This is a genomic window from Planococcus alkaliphilus, assembly GCF_057031095.1.
On sequence record NZ_CM168060.1, the window covers coordinates 1,207,740 to 1,223,430 of the forward strand.

The 15,691-nt window shown below is 44.0% G+C and carries 15 protein-coding genes and 1 riboswitch; of the genes, 14 read left to right on the forward strand and 1 reads right to left on the reverse strand.

Annotation, left to right across the window (positions count from 1 at the left end; genetic code table 11):
• Positions 1–81: 81 nt before the first annotated feature.
• The 8 genes from AC2EXB_RS06220 to AC2EXB_RS06255 all read left to right on the forward strand — a co-directional run bounded on the left by AC2EXB_RS06220 (position 82) and on the right by AC2EXB_RS06255 (position 7,806).
• Complete coding sequence (locus AC2EXB_RS06220) at positions 82–615, forward strand: hypothetical protein (RefSeq protein WP_235198771.1); 534 nt, start codon at positions 82–84, stop codon at positions 613–615.
• A 188-nt stretch (positions 616–803) separates the two neighbouring features.
• Positions 804–959, forward strand: a complete 156-nt coding sequence (locus AC2EXB_RS06225; RefSeq protein WP_483604126.1) for a YuzK family famiily protein — start codon at positions 804–806, stop codon at positions 957–959.
• A 266-nt stretch (positions 960–1,225) separates the two neighbouring features.
• On the forward strand, positions 1,226–2,005 hold the full coding sequence (sufC, locus tag AC2EXB_RS06230) for a Fe-S cluster assembly ATPase SufC (protein ID WP_235198772.1): 780 nt from the start codon (positions 1,226–1,228) through the stop codon (positions 2,003–2,005).
• Positions 2,006–2,023: 18 nt separating this feature from the next.
• Positions 2,024–3,328, forward strand: coding sequence for a Fe-S cluster assembly protein SufD (sufD, locus tag AC2EXB_RS06235; RefSeq protein ID WP_235198773.1), 1,305 nt, complete (start codon positions 2,024–2,026; stop codon positions 3,326–3,328).
• Positions 3,328–4,557 carry a cysteine desulfurase gene (locus AC2EXB_RS06240; protein ID WP_483604127.1) on the forward strand — a complete coding sequence of 410 codons (1,230 nt, stop codon included), beginning with the start codon at positions 3,328–3,330 and terminating at the stop codon, positions 4,555–4,557. Before sufD ends, AC2EXB_RS06240 begins: the two co-directional genes overlap by 1 nt.
• Positions 4,547–4,987, forward strand: a complete 441-nt coding sequence (gene sufU, locus AC2EXB_RS06245) for a Fe-S cluster assembly sulfur transfer protein SufU (protein ID WP_052652178.1) — start codon at positions 4,547–4,549, stop codon at positions 4,985–4,987. The genes AC2EXB_RS06240 and sufU overlap by 11 nt, the downstream gene beginning before the upstream one ends.
• Positions 4,988–5,007: 20 nt before the next feature.
• Positions 5,008–6,405, forward strand: coding sequence for a Fe-S cluster assembly protein SufB (gene sufB, locus AC2EXB_RS06250; RefSeq protein WP_483604128.1), 1,398 nt, complete (start codon positions 5,008–5,010; stop codon positions 6,403–6,405).
• Between the two features lie 177 nt (positions 6,406–6,582).
• Positions 6,583–7,806 (forward strand): ISL3 family transposase, encoded by a 1,224-nt coding sequence (locus tag AC2EXB_RS06255; protein ID WP_483601885.1) that lies wholly within the window; start codon positions 6,583–6,585, stop codon positions 7,804–7,806.
• A gap of 47 nt (positions 7,807–7,853) precedes the next feature.
• Here the strand turns inward: AC2EXB_RS06255 and AC2EXB_RS06260 are convergent, their stop codons facing one another.
• Positions 7,854–8,549 carry a DNA alkylation repair protein gene (locus AC2EXB_RS06260; protein ID WP_483604129.1) on the reverse strand — a complete coding sequence of 232 codons (696 nt, stop codon included), beginning with the start codon at positions 8,547–8,549 and terminating at the stop codon, positions 7,854–7,856.
• Between the two features lie 171 nt (positions 8,550–8,720).
• Here AC2EXB_RS06260 and AC2EXB_RS06265 point away from each other — a divergent pair, with 171 nt between their 5' ends.
• The 6 genes from AC2EXB_RS06265 (at position 8,721) to AC2EXB_RS06290 (ending at position 15,543) form a co-directional block, all read left to right on the forward strand.
• On the forward strand, positions 8,721–9,581 hold the full coding sequence (locus tag AC2EXB_RS06265) for a DUF72 domain-containing protein (RefSeq protein ID WP_483604130.1): 861 nt from the start codon (positions 8,721–8,723) through the stop codon (positions 9,579–9,581).
• Positions 9,581–10,408 (forward strand): sulfite exporter TauE/SafE family protein, encoded by an 828-nt coding sequence (locus AC2EXB_RS06270; RefSeq protein WP_483604131.1) that lies wholly within the window; start codon positions 9,581–9,583, stop codon positions 10,406–10,408. The genes AC2EXB_RS06265 and AC2EXB_RS06270 overlap by 1 nt, the downstream gene beginning before the upstream one ends.
• A 13-nt stretch (positions 10,409–10,421) precedes the next feature.
• Positions 10,422–11,765 carry a bifunctional metallophosphatase/5'-nucleotidase gene (locus tag AC2EXB_RS06275; protein ID WP_483604132.1) on the forward strand — a complete coding sequence of 448 codons (1,344 nt, stop codon included), beginning with the start codon at positions 10,422–10,424 and terminating at the stop codon, positions 11,763–11,765.
• A 73-nt stretch (positions 11,766–11,838) separates the two neighbouring features.
• Positions 11,839–12,020, forward strand: a riboswitch (Lysine riboswitch).
• A 103-nt stretch (positions 12,021–12,123) separates the two neighbouring features.
• Positions 12,124–13,701 (forward strand): Na+/H+ antiporter NhaC family protein, encoded by a 1,578-nt coding sequence (locus AC2EXB_RS06280; protein WP_483604133.1) that lies wholly within the window; start codon positions 12,124–12,126, stop codon positions 13,699–13,701.
• Positions 13,702–13,894: 193 nt separating this feature from the next.
• Positions 13,895–15,415 (forward strand): sodium-dependent transporter, encoded by a 1,521-nt coding sequence (locus AC2EXB_RS06285; RefSeq protein WP_483604134.1) that lies wholly within the window; start codon positions 13,895–13,897, stop codon positions 15,413–15,415.
• A 14-nt stretch (positions 15,416–15,429) separates the two neighbouring features.
• Complete coding sequence (locus AC2EXB_RS06290; RefSeq protein ID WP_235198777.1) at positions 15,430–15,543, forward strand: methionine/alanine import family NSS transporter small subunit; 114 nt, start codon at positions 15,430–15,432, stop codon at positions 15,541–15,543.
• Positions 15,544–15,691: the final 148 nt, after the last annotated feature.

Below are 15,691 nucleotides of genomic sequence, written 5' to 3' on the forward strand. Positions count from 1 at the left end.
CGGCTATTCCCCCAACTATATACTCCTTCATATCGCGTATGCTATTATATGGAAGGATTATTATACTAAGGGGGAAACAACATGAAGAAATTACTTGCAATCGGATTCTCAGCTGCTTTATTTTTAGGGGCGTGCAGCGATGATACAGCATCAGATGAAAAAGCTTCAACTGATAAAGAAACAGAAGAAACAGCTCAACAAAATACAGATGTAAAACAGGATATGATGAAATTCTATCTTTCCATTTCAAAAACGATCAACGCTGTTGATGCGGACTTGAATGCTTACGAAACAGCTCAAGCGGAAGAAACACTTCCAGAAGGTGCAGATCTTCAAACAATGAAAGATGCAGCGAAAACTTCAGCAGAAGAAGCGGCGAAAGCTGTGGAAGGAATCGAAATTCCAGCTGAACTAGAAGAGCAGCAAGCAGACATTGAAACATCATTTGCATCAATTAAAGAAGCATATGATATGAAAGCGGAAGAATTGACTAAAGAAGCGCCTTCTTTTGAAGCGGCTAACGCAAAATTCATGGAAGCTGATGAAAAACTTAACGCTTTATTAGAAGAGCAAGGGCTAATTCCTTCAAGCCTTCTTAATGAAGTATCTCAATAATAACTTTGAAGACCCAGCTTTGGCTGGGTCTTTTGTTTTACGTATTTTTTATCCGACAATGGGGCTAATTTCAGGAAACTTCGTTTAAATGGGTTTTTACTGGAAAGCAATGGGTATAATAAGAGTGAAACAAAATCAGAGAGGAATGGTTCATTATCGATTCACACGGAATTGAACATACCGAAAAGATGGAACAGGCGTTTAGAGATGTACACGGATTTGGTATCGACGAATATCAAAACGACACTGACAAGATTGTAAAAGTGGAACAACGGAGAGAACGAGATTATCAGCAAGGCCAGCAAGTGGCTGCTCGTTTAGAGCGTCTAGTACACCGTGACTAATAGAAAACCAGAGCCAGCGCGATTGAGCGCTGGTTTTTTTATTGATATGTATTCTCATTTAGTTATGCGGTATTGAAAATAAAACCAATGGAGCTCGTACAGGAGTATTCGTTAAAAACCTTTATAAAATCAGTGTTGTAAATTGTTTTTTATGCAATTTCGGTTTCGGTTTAAAGATTTGCTACTCAAGTGAATTTCGGTTAAGATTAGAATGATACTAATTAAGAATGGTTTCCATTCAAAATTCACTTTATGGAGGTATTTACATGTCAACTTTGGTCATTACAGATTTACACGTTAAAATCGAAGACAAAGAGATTTTAAAAGGTGTGAACTTAACAATTAATACAGGTGAGATCCACGCAATCATGGGACCTAACGGAACTGGAAAATCTACATTGGCTTCAGCAATTATGGGCCATCCAAAATATGAAGTAACGCAGGGAAGCATTACGCTAGACGGCGAAGACGTTCTTGAGATGGAAGTCGATGAACGCGCTCGCGCTGGCCTTTTCCTTGGAATGCAGTACCCAAGTGAAATTTCAGGCGTTACGAATGCAGATTTTATGCGTTCATCTATGAATGCCCGCCGCGAAGAAGGGGATGAAATTTCTTTGATGAAATTCATCCGTGAATTGGATAAAAAAATGGAAGTTCTTGATATGGACCAGGATATGGCTCAACGCTACTTGAACGAAGGTTTCTCCGGCGGTGAAAAGAAACGCAACGAGATTCTTCAAATGATGATGATCAAACCGAAAATCGCTGTTCTTGATGAAATCGACTCCGGTTTGGATATCGATGCATTGAAAGTCGTGTCTGAAGGGGTTAACCAAATGAGAGGCGAAGACTTCGGCTGCTTGATTATCACTCACTATCAGCGTTTGCTGAACTACATCACTCCGGACCATGTCCATGTGATGATGCAGGGACGTGTCGTGAAATCAGGCGGAGAAGAACTTTCTCAAAAATTGGAAGCAGAAGGCTACGACTGGATTAAAGCTGAACTTGGAATCGAAGACGAGACTGTAGGACAGGAAGCATAATTGGAAGGGGAGACTAACGTGACGGTTGAAACGAATATCAAAATGACCGAGCAGGACGTGCGCTCCTTCTCGGCTTCTAAAAGAGAACCAGAAGAGTTTACAAACTTGCGCATCCAGGCGCTAGCAGCCGCAGAAGCGTTGCCGCTGCCAAAACCGGATAAAACCAAAATCGATAAATGGAATTTCACTGAATTCCCGGTTCACGCTGTTGAGAGCTCAACTTACAGCTCTTTAGAAGAATTGCCGGAAGAAGTGAAATCCGTTGTAGACTTAAAACAAAAAAATATTTATATCCAGCACAATAACACTCCGGCTTATTCGGCTCTTTCAGAAGACTTGAAAGCAAAAGGCGTTATTTTGACGGATATTTTTACGGCAATCCGCGAACATAGCGATCTTGTCGGGAAATACTTCATGAAAGAAGCGGTTCGTGCTGAAGAGCATAAATTGACTTCTCTGCATGCAGCTCTTTTAAATGGCGGCGTATTCCTATACGTTCCGAAAAATGTTGAAATTGAAGAGCCGGTACAAGTGGTTTTCATCCACGATGACGAGCAGGCATCTCTTTTCAATCACGTATTGGTCGTAGCTGATACAAGCAGTAAAGTAACTTATGTCGAAAACTATTTCTCGACGATTCCGCATTCGAATGGATTGGCGAATATTGTTTCTGAAGTTATCGCTGAAGACAACGCAAGCATCACTTACGGGGCTGTAGACGTTTTGGCAGAAGGCTTCACAACTTACGTGAACCGCCGCGGGATCGCAAAACGCGATGCACGCATTGAGTGGGCGATCGGCATGATGAACGATAGCGACACGATTTCTGAAAACACAACCCACTTGATCGGCGATAATTCGATCGGCGATACAAAAATGGTGGTTGTCGGACGCGGAACGCAAAAACAGAACTTTACAACTCAAGTGATTCATTGGGGCAAAAACTCGGATGGACAAATCTTGAAGCATGGCGTCATGAAAGATTCTGCTTCATCTATCTTTAATGGCATCGGTAAAATCGAGCATGGTGCAACAAAAGCCAATGCGGAGCAAGAATCGCGCGTCTTGATGCTAAGCCCTCAAGCCCGTGGAGATGCGAACCCAATTCTTCTGATCGATGAAGACGATGTAACAGCAGGCCACGCAGCATCTGTCGGCCGCGTTGATCCTCTTCAATTGTATTACTTAATGAGCCGCGGGATTACAAAACAAGAAGCTGAACGTCTTGTTATTCACGGTTTCTTGGCACCAGTCGTAAATGTGCTGCCAATCGAAGGCGTTAAAAAGCAATTGACGGAGGTTATCGAAAGGAAAGTCCGCTAATGATTAACCAAGAGATAAAAAGCTATTTCCCAATATTAAATCAGGAAATAAATGGCCATCCGCTTGTTTATCTGGATAGCGCTGCTACTTCCCAAAAACCGGTTCAAGTGATCGAAGCATTAAAGTCTTATTATGAATTCGATAACTCCAATGTCCACCGAGGGGTACATACCCTCGGGAACCGGGCTACGGAAAAGTATGAAGGCGCTCGTGAAAAAGTCCGGAATTTCATCAATGCGGGTTCAACAGAAGAAATTGTTTTCCTTCGCGGAACGACAACGGCAATTAATTTAGTAGCCCAAAGCTACGGCAGAGCCAACGTTGAAGAAGGCGATGAAATCGTCATTACTTACATGGAACACCATTCCAATATCATTCCATGGCAGCAATTGGCAAAAGAACGCGGAGCCATCTTGAAATACGTCGAGCTTGAAGAAGATGGAACCATTTCATTGGAGCAAGTTCGTGCCGCAGTAACTGAACGTACGAAAATCGTTTCAATGGTTTATGTATCCAATGTTCTTGGAACGATGAATCCTGTGAAGGAAGTTGCTGAGATTGCCCATGAAAATGGAGCAATTATGGTAGTGGACGGAGCACAAGCTGCACCCCATCTGAAAATTGATGTACAGCAGCTGGATTGTGATTTCTTCGCTTTTTCCGGACATAAGATGTGTGGTCCGACAGGCATCGGCGTTTTATATGGCAAAAAAGCTTTATTGAATGACATGGAACCTGTCGAATTTGGCGGAGAAATGATTGATTTCGTTGGATTATACGACTCCACATGGAAAGAACTGCCTTGGAAATTTGAAGGCGGAACTCCGATTATCGCTGGAGCGGTTGCACTCGGTGCAGCTATCGACTTCCTGAACGAAATCGGATTGAACGAAATTGAAAAACATGAACATCAAATGGCTGCCTATGCAATGGACAAAATGAGCGGGATCGAAGGCCTTTCAATTTACGGACCGAAGGACCCTGCGAAACGTGCGGGCATTGTGACGTTCAACTTGGATGATGTTCATCCTCATGATGTGGCAACCGTCCTTGATATGAACGGCATTGCTGTTCGTGCCGGACACCATTGTGCTCAGCCTCTTATGAAATGGCTGGAGGTATCAGCTACAGCACGCGCAAGCTTCTACCTATATAATAGCGAGTCGGATGTCGACCGTTTAGTAGAAGGATTGCGTTCGGCAAAGGAGTATTTCAACGATGTCTACTAATAATTTAGATCAATTATACCGACGCGTAATCATGGACCATTATAAAACGCCGCGCAATAAAGGCACGCTTGAAAATGAAAACGTGAAAATCGACATGAATAACCCGACTTGCGGCGACCGTATTCATTTGACTTTGCAAGTTGAAGATGGCATCGTTAAAGATGCGAAATTCGATGGAGAAGGATGCTCGATTTCAATGGCATCAGCTTCAATGATGACGCAAGCTGTCAAAGGGAAAGATGTCGATACGGCGATGAAACTTTCAAGCATCTTTTCAGACATGATGCTCGGAAAAGATTATGATGATTCTATTGACCTTGGTGATATAGAAGCCTTGCAAGGCGTTTCACAATTCCCAGCGCGGATCAAATGTGCAACACTCGCTTGGAAAGCTATGGAAAAAGGCGTGCAAAACGAAGACAAATCGTAACAAAGAACGGAGGAACGATGATGGCTAAAAAAATGCCGGAAATCGGTGATTATAAATATGGGTTCCACGATAAAGACGTGTCAGTTTTCCGCTCTAAACGTGGATTGACTGAAGATATCGTTCGTGAAATTTCGAATATCAAAAGTGAACCTGAATGGATGCTGGAATCACGCTTAAAAGCATTGAAATTATTCTATTCAATGCCGATGCCGCAATGGGGCGGAGATTTAGGTTCGTTGAACTTCGATGAAATTACGTATTACGTAAAACCATCTGAAGCGAGCCAAACTTCTTGGGACGAAGTTCCAGAAGAAATCAAAGCGACATTCGACAAACTTGGGATTCCTGAAGCAGAACAAAAATACCTTGCGGGTGTTTCTGCACAGTACGAATCAGAAGTTGTTTACCACAACATGAAAGTGGAACTTGAGGACATGGGCATCGTCTTTAAAGACACAGATGCTGCGCTTCGTGAAAACGAAGACTTGTTCAGAGAATACTGGCAGACGGTTATTCCGGCTGCTGACAATAAATTTGCTGCGTTGAACACAGCTGTATGGTCTGGTGGATCTTTCATCTATGTACCAAAAGGCATCAAAGTGGAATCTCCGCTACAAGCTTATTTCCGCATCAACTCGGAAAACATGGGGCAATTTGAACGTACGCTGATCATTGTTGATGAAGGCGCAAGCGTTCACTATGTAGAGGGCTGTACAGCACCGGTTTATACAACCAACTCACTTCACTCAGCAGTAGTTGAGATTATCGTGAAAAAAGATGCATATTGCCGTTATACAACGATCCAGAACTGGGCAAACAACGTCTATAACCTTGTAACGAAACGCGCATTCGTTGATGCGAACGGAACAATGGAATGGATTGATGGCAACATCGGTTCTAAATTGACAATGAAATACCCAGCAGTTTACCTGCGCGGCGAAGGCGCTCGCGGAATGACGCTTTCGATTGCAATTGCAGGGAAAGGTCAGCACCAGGATGCTGGAGCTAAAATGATTCACTTGGCTCCGAATACTTCATCATCGATTGTTTCGAAATCCATTTCGAAACAAGGCGGTAAAGTATCGTACCGAGGAATTGTCCGTTTCGGACGTAAGGCGGATGGCGCACGTTCAAACATTGAATGTGATACGTTGATCATGGATAACCAGTCAACTTCTGATACGATTCCTTACAATGAAATCTTGAACGACAATGTTTCATTAGAGCACGAAGCGAAAGTTTCGAAAGTATCTGAAGAGCAATTGTTCTACTTGATGAGCCGCGGCGTTTCTGAGCAAGAAGCGACAGAAATGATCGTTATGGGCTTCATCGAACCATTCACGAAAGAACTTCCGATGGAATATGCGGTAGAAATGAACCGTTTAATCAAGTTCGAAATGGAAGGCTCGATCGGTTAATTTTTCAATACGAAAAGCCCGGTGCCAATATGGCATCGGGCTTTTTATATTTATTGGAAATTAAGGTTCTACACTAATTGTTGGGGTGTTGAAACAATTCGGCCCAAAAAAAGACACGCAATCTCCAAATTCTTTTATACTTGAAATGTCGAATAACAAGTAAAGAAGAGGAGATGCGTGCACTTGAATTTTACCATGAAATTTCCCGGATTAGAAGATGTGAAAATAACGAAAATGGAACAAGTGGAGGACCGTGTGGCGCTACATGTGGAGTTGGAGGTGGGGGCCCAAAGCTGTCCGCGCTGCCAGGAAAAGACCCGGCGTGTCCACGATTACCGCATCCAAAAGATTAAGCACCTGAAATGGTTTGAACGGCTGACCTACCTGTTTTACAAGAAAAGACGTTATGCTTGCGGGGCGTGTGGCAAGAAATTTGCCGAGAAGAATTCATTCATCGATCGCTATCAACGGTTCTCAAAAGAGTGGAACCAAGCGGTTCATGTGCGCAGCGTCAAGGCGAAAACGTTCAAGGAAGTGGCCGGACAATACGGCGCTTCCGCTTCGACCATCGTTCGGCGTTTCGATCTGGTGGCGCTCCAGGAAGTTACTGAAACCGCAAAATTACCGCGTGTGATCGCCATCGACGAATACAAAGGCGACACCCGTGAAGGAAAGTACCAACTGATTATCGCCGATGGCGAAACGAGAGAACCGATCGATATCCTGCCCAACCGGAAAAAAGAGACGATCAAACAGTATCTCCAACAGCACGGAGCTGCGGTGGAAATCGTCGTCATGGACATGAGCCATTCCTTTAAAGCCGCGGTCAAAAAAGCACTCGGCAAACCGGTGATCATCGCCGATCGCTTCCACTTCTGCCGGTACATTTACTGGGCGCTGGACGCGGTCCGCAGACGCGTGCAGAAAAGTTGGAACGACTATGACCGCAAAAAAGGCAAACGGATGCGCTACGTCTTTTACAAAAACAGTGAGAAGTTAACCGAAAAGGACCGTTGGTACTTGAAGCGGTATCTTGAAATGGATGAGGAGCTCAAACGAGCATACGAACTGAAGGAAGCGTATTGCACGTGGTTTCAGGCAAGCAAAAAAAGAGATCCCGAGGAAATCCTCAAGACCAAAGAAGCGTTGCTGGAATTTTATCGGCTGGTGGAACAAGCGGGCATTCCCGAGTTCCAGAAAGCCATGGGCACCTTCCGAAACTGGCAGACGGAAATCTTGAACAGCTTCTCGTTCAAGTATTCCAATGGTTTCTTGGAAGGCATCAATAACCTGACAAAAGTGATTAAGCGGAACGCGTTCGGCTTTCAGAATTTCGAACGCGCCCGCGCCAAAATACTACTGACACACAAGTATAAGAATATGGGAGTTCACGTTGGTTAGAGTGAGGAAGATTTCACCTCACCCCAACATTTGACGGAGAACCGAAATTAAGAAGCGCCTCTATTATTTTTTTCGATATTCTTCAAGGCTTCCCGCCTACTGAGCGGCATGAGCGAGTGATGTGCAGTAAAAGACCGTACCCATTCCGCATCCGTTTTGGCATATTCCCGCAATGCCCAACCAATTGCTTTTTGGATGAAAAACTCTTTAGAAGCTGCATGTTGCCGAATAATTGAAGTTAACAATTCGGTATCGGTTTCCCGTTTGTATTTTAATTGATGCAAAATGGCAGAGCGATTTGTCCATAGATTATCGGCATAGGACCATTCAAGCATGATAGGTGCCCCGTTAAGGCGTTCCTCACTAATGACATGGCCAACTATCCTCGGAGCGATTGAATCGACACTATCCCACCAGGACTTGCTTTCAATGAGCTGCCTCAAATTGGGCAGGTCTTGAAGCGTCAAATGATGTTTCGTTTTTTCGAGCAAGGCGATAGCGGCATATTGGTATTCCCTCTCCGGCAAGTTGTAGAGTTTCCATACCTCTTTGAAAAGCTGTGGTGGATGCGGCAATTCGCATTCTAAAAAATGCTGCTTTAATAACGCGTTTCTTAGGGGTGTTTTGATGCCGAGAAAAGGGAATTGGTTCCGCATGTAAGCGGCCATCGGTACAGCTAATTGTTCATTGCGGTTGGCTTCGAATTTCTCAATGAGTGTTTCGCGGTTCCATTGTTTTTTCAAAGGGATTGGCTCCTCTTCTCCATGGAGGTGTATTTTTTTAGGGAACTGGGAAAAAAGAGATAAGGCAAGCTTTCAACTAAGAGGGCAGCTTTCCCTCTAAAGGCACTCTTAAAAGACGTCTTATTTTTTCTATGCTATCATAAAATAACAACGAATATTGGAGGCGGACTCATGATATATGTAGGATTGACTGGATGGGGCGACCATCCGGATGTCTATAGCCCAGGTTCTAAAAAAACAGAAAAGCTGATTGACTATAGCGCACATTTTCCAATCGTGGAATTGGATTCTTCTTTCTATGCGGTCCAACCTGAACGGAATATCCGGAAATGGATCGATGAAACGCCCGAAGGGTTCCAATTTGTCGTCAAAGCCTATCAAGGGATGACCGGACATCAGCGGGGAGAGAACCCTTTTGAAAGCCGCGACCAAATGTTTGAAGCTTTTATCTTATCCATTCGCCCATTAAAAGAGGCTGGGAAACTGGCCATGGTCTTATTGCAATTCCCGCCATGGTTCGATTGCCAAAAAGAAAATGTCGAGCAGATCCGGGAAATCACCGGAAGGCTGAAAGAGTTTGACTTGGCGGTGGAATTCCGCCATCAATCTTGGTATGCACCTGAGCTTCGCGAGAAGACGCTTGAATTTTTTAGGGAAAACAACCTGATCCATTCAGTCTGCGATGAACCACAAGCAGGCGAGGGGTCAATTCCATTGGTACCTGTATCTACCCGCGAAGATAAAGTGCTGATCAGGCTCCATGGGCGCAACGTCCACGGCTGGCTGAATCCTGGCCATGGCCAAAAATGGCGGGAAGTTCGCTATCTTTACGATTACAATGAAAAAGAATTAAATGAAATCAGCGAAGCAGCCAAACTTCTGGAGAAATCAACAGATCGGGTGTATGTTGTTTTCAACAACAATTCAGGAGGCCATGCCGCTGGTGATGCAAAGCAATTCCAGCAAATGAACGGCTTGGAATTCAACGGCTTATCACCGAAGCAGCTCGATTTATTTGACGGAGGGTTTTAATGGTCTTCTTGCTGATTGCGCTTGTCGGTTTGCTTTCAGGCATCGTTGGCGCATTAATCGGACTCGGCGGCGGTGTGATCTTAGTGCCAGCTATGCTTATTCTTGGCACTTCTTTCGTCTTTTTTCCTGAACTTCCGCCTCAACAAATCGTCGGGCTTTCTGTCATCATGATGATTTTTACAGGATTGTCTTCTACGCTTTCCTATATGAAAGTCAAAACGGTGGATTACCGGAGCGGGCTGATTTTCTTCGCTGGCAGCGTACCGGGAACCATCATTGGTGCTTTTGTCAATAAAGGCCTGGATCTTCCTTCGTTTCAATTGTATTTTGGGTTTTTATTAGTTTTTCTGGCTTTGTTATTATTGGTCAAAGACCGCTTAAAAGCAGTGCGGTGGTTTGTACAAAATGGCCGCAATTTCACGTTCCGGGATTCGATGAATAAGGAGTACGTATACGGCTATCCGGTATGGTTTGCGCTTCTTCTGACATTTTCCGTCGGATTTGCATCCGGCTTATTCGGCATCGGTGGAGGATCAATCATGGTGCCGGCAATGATTCTTCTTTTTCTATTTCCTCCACATGTAGCGGTCGGGACTTCGATGTTCATGGTGTTTTTATCGGCTATTGTAAATTCCATCACCCATATTTCACTCGGCAATGTGCCTTGGCTTTACACATTAGCAGTTGTTCCCAGTGCCTATATCGGTGCAAAAATAGGGGCCGCATTTAATAAAAAATTGAATTCCGATACACTCGTCGTTATTTTGCGGATTGCTTTATTGGTTCTCGGACTGCGGTCTATTTACGAAGGAATATTTAGTTCTTAAAGAGGTGTAAGTCATGGGTGAAACCCTTCACATTTATCATACAAACGATGTGCATAGCCATTTTTCAAATTGGCCGCGCATCCGGGCGCTGCTAAAAGAGCGAAAGCGTTGGCACGAAGAAGCGGGGGATATGTGCCTCATTCTCGATATTGGTGACCATGTTGACCGCTCGCATCCTTTCACTGAAGGAACTTCAGGGAAAGGAAATATCGAATTATTGAACGATGCAGGCTACGATGCGGTGACCATCGGCAATAATGAAGGCATCACCTTGGCTAAGGAAGAGCTTGACACGCTTTATCTGCAAGCCGATTTTGACGTCATCGTCTCCAATTTGTTCGAATTGGACGGCAGCCGGCCGAATTGGGCAAAACCCTTTCAACTAATGGAAGCGAAGAGCGGCTTGAAAATTGCGTTGGTTGGGGCTACTGCAGAGTTTACGCCGTTTTACCGGCGACTGGGCTGGTCCGTTACCGACGCAAAAGATTCCATAGTCCAAGCGGTTGAGGCCATAAAAGATCAAGCCGATCTCATTATCTGTCTGTCGCATCTCGGCATTAAAGAAGATGAGCAATTGGTGGACTTGTGTCCGGAGATCGATGTATTGCTCGGAGCCCATACGCATCATATTTTCCATGATGGCAAAATGATCGGAAATACGATGCTTGGAGCAGCCGGTAAATTCGGCATCTATATCGGACACATTACGGTTGATCTTCAAAGCGGCAAGAAACAAGCGGAATTGATTGAAACCGCTATGCTTCAAAGTGTCGAAGAAGATTTTGATGAGTTGCTGATCGCACAAGGAAAAGAACAATTAAATGATCCGATTTTCTATAATGAGCAAGTACTTGATGCGGAATGGTTCAAAGACTCGAAACTCGCAGAATTGTTCGGGGAAGCGATGCTTGATTTTTCAGGAGCGGACTGCGCCATTTTCAATGCCGGGTTATTTATGGAAAATATGCCGCTTGGAACAGCGACGCGCTATGATTTCCATAAGATGCTTCCGCATCCGATCAATCCTTGCCTGATCGAATTGACAGGCGCCGAACTGAAAGAAATCTTTCTCCAATCCTTGAACGCCGAATGGCCGACTATTGAATTGAAAGGGATGGGTTTCCGTGGGGCGGTGTTCGGCAAAATGATCCGCATCAACTTATCGATGGAGAATCACCAATTATTCATTGGCGGCATTCCGGCAAATCCGGAAGAAACTTATAAATTGATTACTTTGGATATGTTCACTTTTGGTTATTTCTTCCCTTCGTTAAAAAGGGCGCCTAAGAAATACTTCATGCCTGAATTCCTGCGGGACGTCTTTAGCCAGTATTTTAGAAGCAAAGCGCTTAAATGAGTGAATATTCAAAGTATAAACTTATTTGATTTTCAAAAAAATATCGGCTATGCTAACTAAGAAATGAATTATATCGATGGGTAGAGGCTGCGGAATTTATCAGTACAATGCGCGAGTTTGACAACGTTGAACGCATTCGAAAGGAAATTTTGCCGAAGTTCTTTTTTCAGAGTCAATGGAAAAAGTGCTGGGGTCATTCTGAAGAAGAATGGCACTGTCATTTGTGCTTTGCACAAATGAAGAGCTACAGGGATGTTTGATGTATTATCACACAGACGAATTGTAGAAGGCTGATTGTACCCTAACGGTGACAATCAGCCTTTTTTCTCTTCCATCCTACAAAAAAGGAGGATTTTTCATGGAGAACACGATTTTTTCAATCTTGCCGCCAATCATCGCCATTGCGATGGTGCTATTAACGCGGCGCGTGTTGCTGTCCCTTGGAGCCGGGATTGTCGCTGCAGCATTTATCTATACCTCATTTGCTCCGGTAGCCGCTTTAAAAGAGCTTTATACGTCTTTTGCAGTTATTTTTTGGGATGAAGGCTTTAATGCTTATAATGTTTTCATTATTCTTTTCCTACTGCTTTTAGGAATCATTACCGCTTTCGTCAGCTTATCAGGAGGAAGCCATGCTTTTGCTGAGTGGGCATCGACTCGGATCAAGTCGAGAAGAGGGGCAAAAGTTGTTACAGTCGCATTAGGTATTGTCATTTTCATTGACGATTACTTTAATGCACTTGCTGTCGGGCAAGTCGCACGCCCGATTACAGACCGTTATAAAGTCTCTCGTGCGAAACTGGCTTACTTTATCGATTCTACAGCCGCGCCTGTCTGCGTTATTTCGCCGGTATCAAGCTGGGGCGCAGCCATTATCGGAATTGTAGCCACCATTTTGGCAGGGCAGACTTATGTCGAGTCGTCAGCTTTGGAAGCGTTCATTTGGATGGCACCGATGAACTTTTATGTGGTTGCTTCTCTTGCAATCGTCTTTTTTGTCGCAATTCGAGACGTGGATTTTGGCGAGATGAAAAAGCATGAAACCCTAGCTCTTACAAAAGGCCAATTATTCGATCCGGATAAAACGATTCCAGGTGAAATGAAAGAAGAATTTCCAAGCCATTCACATGGCCGGGTTCTGGATTTATTATTGCCGATCTTCGTATTGGTCGTAGGAACTGTCAGTGCAATGATGTGGACCGGCTATCAAAATGCGGAACAAGTTTTTGATATTTGGCTGATTTTCGAAAATACGGATGTACCTGCTTCTCTTCTAGTGGGCGGCGTATTGGGGGCATTAACTTCCGTCATTCTTTACTTGCTGCAAATGCGCAAAAACGAAACAGCCAATGCCGGTTGGGTGGCGAAAGGCATTTTGGCTGGGGTGAGATCGATGTTGGGAGCAGTGATGATTCTTATCTTCGCTTGGTCATTGACTTATCTGATCGATAGTCTTGAAACCGGAAAATATTTAGCGGATGTCGTTACAGAAGCTAATATGCCAACTTCAATTCTTCCAGTTTTGCTGTTTCTGCTAGCAGGCATCATGGCATTTTCTACAGGAACATCTTGGGGTTCATTCGGGATCTTGCTGCCAATTGCTGGGCAGATTATGTCTCAAGCTGAACCGGAATTATTATTGCCGACGCTTTCAGCGGTTTTAGCAGGTGCAGTATTCGGCGATCATTGTTCGCCGATTTCAGATACGACGATCCTTTCCTCTACAGGAGCAGGAAGCAATCATATGGACCATGTGATTACCCAGTTGCCTTATGCTATTACAGCCGCGTTAATTGCTGCGGTAGGGTATATTGTCATAGGGTTCACAAATTCACTTTTACTGTCTTTAGGCGTAGTGATTGTTATTTTGGCGATATTATTCATCGTCTGGTCAAGACGCACGACTATTGCTGAAAAACACAATAAACTAGTATAAATTTGAAAGCAGAGAAGTTACTTCTCTGCTTTTTTATTATTTCGCAAATAGTTTTAATTAAAAAAAACGAGAAATTATCTTTACTTTGCCAAACTCCCTCGTTATACTATTTTTAGATTAGCAATAATCTGAAAATAAACAAACTTCCTATTTTTCTGTAAGAAAAATGGAAGAACACTAAGGGGGAAGAGAGATGGAACGTTCGCAATGGGGTACGCGAGCCGGATTTATTATGGCGGCTGTCGGCTCAGCGGTAGGTTTAGGGAACATTTGGCGTTTTCCATATGTTGCCTATGAAAATGGTGGAGGAGCATTCTTTATACCGTACTTATTCGCTCTGTTAACCGCAGGGATACCAATTCTTATTTTGGAATTCACCATTGGACACAAGTACCGCGGATCGGCGCCGTTATCATTCTTTAGAATGAGTGGCAAGAAATTGGAATGGATGGGCTGGTGGGCCGTCTTCGTGTCGTTCGTCATATCCGTCTATTATGCGGTCATCATCGCATGGGCAATGCGATACACGATTTTCTCCTTCAATCAAGCTTGGGGAGACGATACAGAAGGATTCCTATTCAATGATTTCTTACAATTGACTGTACAGCCAGGCGAAACTGGTGGAATAGTATGGGGTGTATTTATTCCGCTCGCACTTGTCTGGATCATTACACTTGGCATTTTGCTTGCCGGAGTTAAAAAAGGAATTGAAATGGCTAACCGCATTTTCATTCCAACTTTAGTCGTGATTTTCTTGATTGTTGTTATTCGCGCTGTCACGTTGGACGGAGCGGCTATGGGATTAGATGCATTCTTCAAACCGAATTTTGATGCCATTATGGATCCTTCGGTCTGGGTAGCAGCTTATGGCCATATTTTCTTCAGTTTATCGGTAGCATTTGCAATTATGATCACTTATGCAAGTTATCTTCCGAAAAAATCGGATATTACCAATAACGCTTTTATCACTGGATTTGCCAACTCGGCATTCGAATTATTGGCAGGGATTGGCGTTTTCGCAGCACTTGGATTCATGGCTAGCCAACAAGGGGTTGCCGTGGCGGACGTCGCATCAGCTGGCGTCGGATTGGCATTTGTTGTATTCCCGCAAATCATCAATGAATTCCCGGGATTCAATGGCCTATTCGGTGCATTGTTCTTCCTATCATTGACGCTTGCTGGATTGACTTCCTTGATTTCCATCACTGAAACTTATGTAGCTGGTTTTTCTGAGAAATTCGGCATCTCGCGTAAGAAAGCGGTTCTATTTGGCGGCGGTCTTGCTGCTTTGATTTCTATCCTATTTGCAACTCAGGGCGGATTGTTCTTCTTGGACCTTGCCGATTACTACATCAACCAATTCGGTGTTGCATTTATCGGACTTGTCGAAGTTGTCCTAGTGGTTTGGGTGTTCCGCAAAGCAGGAGCGCTTCAAGAACATGCCAATGCCATTTCGGATATTCGACTTGGTGGCTGGTGGAAATTCAGTTTAGGCATCATTACCCCAATCGTCTTGGGTTACATGATGTTCGGTCTTTTGAAGCTGAATATTCTTCAGGAGTTTGATAATGAGACTGGGAACTATGAAGGCTACTCCAATATGTTTACACTGACTGGAGGCGTCGCAGTAGCGGCAGGCGCACTTGTTCTTGGAATCCTCTTCTCAATTGGCAAATGGCATAAAGACCATGCGCAGTATGACGAAAACAAATAAGGGAGGTTCACCATATGTCAACTAGTGCAATAGTCGTAATGATCATCGGAATGGTTATCATCTGGGGCGGTCTTGCTGCAAGTATCGGGAATGCCGTCAGCAAAAGCAGAGCCAACCGAAACGCATAATTTCAAACTTTTATTGGTTTACTATCATGGGCCCGGAAGCTAATCGCTTCCGGGTTTTTCGTTTTACAGAAGATGGCAGATCTTATTGTAGGCGGTGATATATTATGGTACATTTGGAAGGGACCATGAGCGAATACATAAAACCAAG

What these genes read in the sequence shown, in the direction of transcription:
- AC2EXB_RS06290 (WP_235198777.1), top strand. Translation starts at nt 15,430, where the DNA reads ATGTCAACTAGTGCAATAGTCGTAATGATCATCGGAATGGTTATCATC.
- AC2EXB_RS06275 (WP_483604132.1), top strand. Translation starts at nt 10,422, where the DNA reads ATGGGTGAAACCCTTCACATTTATCATACAAACGATGTGCATAGCCAT.
- AC2EXB_RS06265 (WP_483604130.1), top strand. Translation starts at nt 8,721, where the DNA reads ATGATATATGTAGGATTGACTGGATGGGGCGACCATCCGGATGTCTAT.
- AC2EXB_RS06270 (WP_483604131.1), top strand. Translation starts at nt 9,581, where the DNA reads ATGGTCTTCTTGCTGATTGCGCTTGTCGGTTTGCTTTCAGGCATCGTT.
- AC2EXB_RS06240 (WP_483604127.1), top strand. Translation starts at nt 3,328, where the DNA reads ATGATTAACCAAGAGATAAAAAGCTATTTCCCAATATTAAATCAGGAA.
- AC2EXB_RS06285 (WP_483604134.1), top strand. Translation starts at nt 13,895, where the DNA reads ATGGAACGTTCGCAATGGGGTACGCGAGCCGGATTTATTATGGCGGCT.
- AC2EXB_RS06225 (WP_483604126.1), top strand. Translation starts at nt 804, where the DNA reads ATGGAACAGGCGTTTAGAGATGTACACGGATTTGGTATCGACGAATAT.
- sufU (WP_052652178.1), top strand. Translation starts at nt 4,547, where the DNA reads ATGTCTACTAATAATTTAGATCAATTATACCGACGCGTAATCATGGAC.
- AC2EXB_RS06220 (WP_235198771.1), top strand. Translation starts at nt 82, where the DNA reads ATGAAGAAATTACTTGCAATCGGATTCTCAGCTGCTTTATTTTTAGGG.
- AC2EXB_RS06280 (WP_483604133.1), top strand. Translation starts at nt 12,124, where the DNA reads ATGGAGAACACGATTTTTTCAATCTTGCCGCCAATCATCGCCATTGCG.
- sufB (WP_483604128.1), top strand. Translation starts at nt 5,008, where the DNA reads ATGGCTAAAAAAATGCCGGAAATCGGTGATTATAAATATGGGTTCCAC.
- sufC (WP_235198772.1), top strand. Translation starts at nt 1,226, where the DNA reads ATGTCAACTTTGGTCATTACAGATTTACACGTTAAAATCGAAGACAAA.